At 46.7% G+C, this 6,409-nt stretch carries 4 protein-coding genes and 1 rRNA gene; 2 read left to right on the forward strand and 3 right to left on the reverse strand.

The window, feature by feature from the left end; all coding sequences use genetic code 11:
• The 3 genes from ppk1 to HKN88_04325 all read right to left on the reverse strand — a co-directional run.
• On the reverse strand, positions 1–1,859 hold a 1,859-nt coding region (gene ppk1 / locus HKN88_04315; GenBank protein NNC97277.1), incomplete at its 3' end, for a polyphosphate kinase 1.
• A gap of 88 nt (positions 1,860–1,947) precedes the next feature.
• Positions 1,948–3,075: an anhydro-N-acetylmuramic acid kinase gene (locus HKN88_04320; protein NNC97278.1), complete on the reverse strand. Its 1,128-nt coding sequence runs from the start codon at positions 3,073–3,075 to the stop codon at positions 1,948–1,950.
• Between the two features lie 25 nt (positions 3,076–3,100).
• Complete coding sequence (locus HKN88_04325; GenBank protein ID NNC97279.1) at positions 3,101–4,429, reverse strand: peptidoglycan DD-metalloendopeptidase family protein; 1,329 nt, start codon at positions 4,427–4,429, stop codon at positions 3,101–3,103.
• A 237-nt stretch (positions 4,430–4,666) separates the two neighbouring features.
• On the opposite strand from HKN88_04325, the gene HKN88_04330 reads away from it, so the two are divergent.
• On the forward strand, positions 4,667–5,902 hold the full coding sequence (locus HKN88_04330; protein ID NNC97280.1) for a tyrosine--tRNA ligase: 1,236 nt from the start codon (positions 4,667–4,669) through the stop codon (positions 5,900–5,902).
• Between the two features lie 396 nt (positions 5,903–6,298).
• Positions 6,299–6,409, forward strand: a 16S ribosomal RNA gene (locus HKN88_04335); the annotation flags it as partial.

Below are 6,409 nucleotides of genomic sequence, written 5' to 3' on the forward strand. Positions count from 1 at the left end.
AGATTCTTGTCGCCATCTTCATTCTTGCTGCCGTAGTCAAAATAATACACCCGGGTATGTTCAAGATAACGCCCGACAATCGAACGCACTTCAATGTTTTCTGATAAGCCTGGAACCCGTGCACGCAAACAACATATGCCGCGAACAATGAGTTGGATCTTTACTCCAGCCTGAGAAGCTTTGTAAAGGGCTTCAATGATATTAGGTTCAGTGAGTGAATTTATTTTGGCAATAATTCTGGACGGGTTTCCTGCGCGTGCGGCTTTTTCGCATTTCTTAATGCGTTTCAGAAATTCGTTAAACATAAAGAACGGTGCTTGCAGTAATATTTCGTTGTCTGGATCCGGAGCAAGACTCGAGAGTTGTAAAAACAACTGATTTAAATCTTTGGTAATTTTTTCATTCGAGGTGAAGATCCCGTAGTCTGTGTACATGCGCGCGGTGCCAGGGTGATAGTTGCCAGTGCCTAAATGCGCGTAGCGTCTGAGTTGGTCTTCTTCTTGTCGTAAAACCAGACAGGCTTTGGCGTGGGTTTTGAAGCCGACCACTCCATACAAAACATGTACCCCGGCCGCGTACAAATGATCGGCCAGTTCGACATTGCGCGCCTCGTCAAAGCGCGCCATCAATTCCACAATTACCGTGACTTCTTTACCGTTTTGTGCGGCTTTAACCAGCGCATCGATCACGGGTGAATCCACTTCAGTGCGATACAAAGTTTGTTTAATGGCGAGCACACCTGGATCCACAGCGGCCTGGCGCATGAATTCCAGCACTGTGGCAAATGACTGATAAGGGTGGTGCACCAATACGTCGCGTTCAGCGATGACCGAAAAATAATCTTCCTGATGGCTCAAGGCGTTGGGCATGGAGGCTTTGAAAGCCGGGTATTTTAATTCCGGCCGATCACATAATTCGTACAAGTGCATAAGACGATGCATGTTGATCGGGCCATCAACCTTGAACAGGTCACTTTCATCCAGGTGAAATAACTCGAGTAAATAAGTTTGTATATCATGCGGGAAATCGCTCGAGGTCTCAAGCCGCACGGCTTCACCATAATGACGTGTGACCAGTTTGCCTTTGACGGCGCGCAACAGATCATCCACTTCTTCGTCATCCAAAAACAAGTCACTGTTCCGTGTAACCCGGAATGAATGACAGCTTTCAATGGTTATACCTGGAAAGATCAGGTCGCGGAATAAGCGAATTACTGTGGCCAGGGTAACAAAAACCATCTCGTCATCGCTGGGTATACCAATAACACGCGGCAGGCTGCGCGGTATCGGGATGATCGCGAGATTGGTTTTGCGTTTGTAGGCATCTTTACCATCAATGCGCACGATGAAATTCAGGGCCTTGTTCAACAGCATTGGAAAAGGCCTGGCCGGATCCAGGGCAATTGGGCTTAGAATTGGCAAGACCTGTTCGACAAAATAATCGTGCAACCAGTCTTTTTCAAAGGAATCCAGATCTTCCGATTTTTTCAGGCGAATGCCATGTTGTTGCAGATCGGGCAACAATTGCTGGTTCAAAACAGCGTATTGTTTTTGAATAAGCTGATGCGCATCAGCATTAACTTGTTCGGCCAATTCACGGGTAGTGCGGCCGTCTATATTCAGATTACTGGTGTTGAGTTTGAGTTTTTGCTTGAGTCCGCCAACCCGCACTTCAAAAAACTCGTCCATGTTGCTGCTGACGATGCACAGAAATTTCAAACGCTCAAGTAAGGGTACTTGCGGGTCTTCAGCCTGGGCCAGAACACGATGATTAAACTTGAGCAGACTTAGTTCGCGATTGTAAAATCGCTGATCGAATTGTTTGTTATTGGATTCAATTGTTATGCCTGCATCATTCATTTAATCATTATAAATGCTGTTCCGGACTGATTTCGACAATACTTGTTAATAATGCGATCAATAAATTGATCGGCAGTTTATGTGTTAGTCAAGGAATATAGATGCCGCCCAGTACAGCTGCGCGCCGAGCGCCGGTAACTTCCGGAATGTTTCCGGCTTGTTGTGTAACTGTCTGTTTTGCCAGCCAGGCAAACGCCATAGCTTCCACCCAGTCAGGATGCACGCCCAGAGTCTGCGTGGAGTACACCTGGCAAGGAATCATGGACTCCAGTCGTTGCAACAAAAATTTATTGTGTGCGCCTCCGCCACAAACATACACCGCATCTATATCCAGATCTTTTTCCTGAAGGGCGGAATTTATATCGCGAGCGATGCATTGAGCGGTCAAGTCACATAATGTCGCTTGCACGTCCATCGGATCAAGATCTGGAAAATTACACAGACTGTCTTGCATCCAGTCCAAATTAAAATATTCGCGACCAGTACTTTTTGGAGGGGCCAATTTAAAATAGTCATCTGTGATCAATTGCAATAACAAGGTTGCTTCAACCTGTCCCATTTGCGCCCAGGCACCACTGTGATCAAATGGCATTTGAATATGTTTTTGTGCCCACAAGTCCATTAAGGTGTTACCCGGTCCGCAATCGTGTCCACTAACACTTCCATCTTTTTGCATTAGGGTCATATTACTGATGCCGCCAATGTTCACGACCGCGCGGTCATACTCAGAAGATGCAAACACGGCTTGATGAAACCCGGGGGCGAGCGGTGCGCCTTGTCCGCCCAGAGCAATGTCTTTACGTCGGAAGTCAGCAACTGTTTTAATGTCCGTTTGACTGGCTATGGTATTCGGGTCGCCGATCTGCAGGGTGAAAGGGGTTGTTGCATCGGCTCCGTGCCGAATGTTTTGACCATGGCTGCCAATCGCTGCAATATCGCTTGCTTGCAGTCCGGTTTTTTTTAAAAGATTCCGGGCAGCGTCCACAAAAGAATTCGCTACCATAACATCCACTTGCCCCAGTTCATCCAGAGCAATGCCGGAAGCGTTCACCACGATGGTATTTAAACGTTTTTGTAATGCATCGGAATAAGCTTCACTGTGGGTTTCAAGCAGTTTGAGGTCACCGTTTGAGCACTGAATTAATGCGGCATCAATGCCATCCATGCTGGTGCCGGAGATCAGGCCAATGAAATACTGCGGAGTTTGCTCTGTCACAGCTTGGCGAGTGCGTAAGGAATACTTATTGTGCCGCTGAGGCGCCGGTTGCACCGCTGACTGAAATATTATCAGTGTTTGCCTGCAAGGTATTTGCCCGTTTGATTACATCAAGTTGGGTTAGTAAGGGATTTTTTACCTGTTCGAAGTCAGCTTTATGTTTTTTCGGCAAGGGCTTGGCGTTTGGAAGTTTTACGGTGCGCGGGTTTCTATGCACACCATTGACGCGGTATTCATAATGCAGGTGTTTTGCTGTGACTGTTCCAGTCGCACCCAGGTAACCAATGGTTTGACCCTGTTTTACACGTGAGCCATGTCTGACTTTGCGATTAAATTTATTCAGGTGAGCATACAGCGTAGTAATGTTTCCCCCATGCTGAATGATCACGCAATTACCGTAACCGCCCTTGCGCCCACGAAAAATAACTTTACCATCACCGGCCGCAATTATTGGCGTGTTGAGTGGACCTCCATAATCCACACCTCGATGCGGTCTAACCCGTTTGTGTACGGGATGCATACGTCTCGGGTTAAAGCTTGATGTGACACGCGGGGTGAATTTGATGGGTGCGCGCAAAAAAGCTTTTTTCATGCTTTTTCCGTCGGGTGAATAGAAATTGCTCTCGCCGTTCTCGTCTTCAAACCGAATTGCATGAAAAGACTTGCCGTTATTGGTGAACTCGGCGGCAAGAATGTTTCCGGTACGTAATTTCTCACCGTTTTTCCAGAGCTCTTCGTAGATCACAGTGAAATTATCGTTCTTGCGAATGTCGAGCACAAAGTCGATATCCCATCTGAATATGCCTGCTAAATTCATGATCAATCGATCTTCCATCCCGGCTTGCATGCCAGCCAAAAATAAAGAGTCCTTGATACTGCCATGCGCATAAGCAACACGAACGTCCAGTGGTGTTTTTATTAACTCGGTTGAAAACGCGCCATTAGTTTTGCGTGTTGCGGTTAAGGTGCTTTCATCATCTACTTGATAATGCAGGGATTGAATTTGACCGGTGTTGTCAAATGGCTTAACACCTATTTTGTCACCCGGCTTGAGCCGGGTTAGATATTTTTTTGCATCCTGGTTATTTAAGATCGCCAGCATATTGTCATAAGACAAATTGTTCTTGGTAAACAGTTCACCTAATGTATCGCCATTATTAACCTCGATTGTCATGGTGCTGATTGATTCCGTTTGCGAGGTGATAGCAAGGTCATAGGAATCGATATCAGGTAAGTCGAGTTGTAAAGTGAGTGCTTGAGCATCATTGTTGGACGCATCACCTTCGACTGCCGGAGAATTATTTTGTGGCCAGAACAACACCGAAACAATAGTCAGCAACGCACCAGTCGCCATAGCGGTGCTGGGCGTTAAGTGGCGTTTGAATCGGGCAAATAAACCAGGAGTAGCAGCTCCCTTTCTCTGCTTTAAACCCGAAGTCGGGTTTTGTGGCTTATAATCGTGTCTGAGTCTGTTGGGCACGTAAGCTTATACAATTGCGAATACAATCAACACTTTACCCTAAATGCCAATTTCTGGTCAATTGTTGCTCGCCACTAATTTAACCCCTGATAACCCAAGAAAGCCACAATAATGTCAGATAACAACCCGGAAAATACTAAAACCCTTAGCCACGAGATCCAGCAACAAATGGACTTGATTCGTCGCGGAGTCGATGAGATCTTGCCAGAAGAAGACTTGATCGAACGACTTAAACTCGGAAAACCTTTGCGCGTAAAAGCCGGGTTTGACCCTACTGCGCCAGACCTGCACCTGGGTCACACTGTTTTAATCAATAAACTTCGCCATTTTCAGGATCTTGGCCACACGGTGATTTTCCTGATTGGTGATTTCACCGGAATGATCGGAGACCCCAGTGGCAAAAACGCCACGCGTCCGCCATTAAGCCGCGATGCGATATTGGAAAACGCAGAGACTTATAAAGAGCAAGTTTTCAAGATCCTTGACCCTGACAAGACCGAAGTGCGCTTTAATTCCGAATGGATGGATGCCCTGGGCGCAGCTGGCATGATAAGACTCGCCGCTTCCCATACGGTAGCGCGCATGCTGGAACGCGACGATTTCAAAAAACGCTTTGCCAATAATCAACCCATCGCAATTCACGAATTTCTATACCCACTGGCGCAAGGCTACGATTCGGTAGCACTCGAAGCCGACATCGAATTGGGCGGTACTGACCAGCGCTTTAATCTGCTGATGGGGCGTCAATTACAACAACAAGCCGGAAGACCGGCGCAATCGATTTTGATGATGCCTTTGCTGGAGGGTCTGGACGGCGTTAAGAAAATGTCCAAGTCGCTGGATAATTACATTGGCATTGATGAAAAGCCCGACGACATGTTTGGCAAGATCATGTCAATTTCCGATGAATTGATGTGGCGTTACTTTGAATTACTCAGTTTTAAGCCTGTAAGCGAGATTGCTGCTTTTAAACAGCAGGTTGAAGAGGGTAAGAACCCACGCGACATCAAGTTTGAACTCGGCAAAGAGATCGTGGCACGTTTTCATGACCAGGCAGCGGCTGATCAGGCACAGGCAAGTTTCATTGCCCGCTTCCAGAAGGGCGCAATGCCTGAAGATATCCCGGAAAAGCGGCTTTCGGGCGATGGAGCCGCTATCGGGGTTGCTGCCGCTCTGACCAAGGCCGGACTCACATCCAGCAATTCCGAAGCCTTTAGAATGATCAAGCAAGGCGCGGTAAAGATCGATGGCGAGCGAATAACGGACAAATCCTTGCTACTTGAGCCCGGGTTTGAGGGTATTTTACAAGTTGGTAAACGTCGCTTTTGCAGGGTTTTTATAGATTAAAGCGTATATTCTGCAGCCTACTCCAGGGGCTGCGAAAAAAATATTCAAAATAGTTGTTGACAGGTCTAAAGGCCGCCGTATAATGCGCGCCTTCGTCTGGAGATTTGACCCTTGAAACCGGCCGTCATGGCTCGCAACAAGGTTTTAATCCAGACAATCTAAATGGACGATTTATAAGCATTTATTTATCGTTTTTCCTGTTGACCAGATAGGATTAGCATGTATAATGGTGAGCTGCCTTACGAGAAGGCGGTTATGTTCTTTAAAAACTGAAATAGATAATTTGTGTGGGAGCTCGATGTGATTACGGTCATAACGAGTGACCAAAAGTCAAAACCTGTAATTTAGATAACAGAGAGAAGCTTTTGGATCAACTTGTTAAAAACTTCAAAACTTTTTAACTGAAGAGTTTGATCCTGGCTCAGATTGAACGCTGGCGGCATGCTTAACACATGCAAGTCGAACGGTAACGCGAGGAGCTTGCTCCTTGGCGACGAGTGGCGGACG

This window comes from Gammaproteobacteria bacterium (assembly GCA_013001575.1).
In the GTDB taxonomy this organism is placed as follows: Bacteria; Pseudomonadota; Gammaproteobacteria; order Steroidobacterales; family JABDMI01; genus JABDMI01.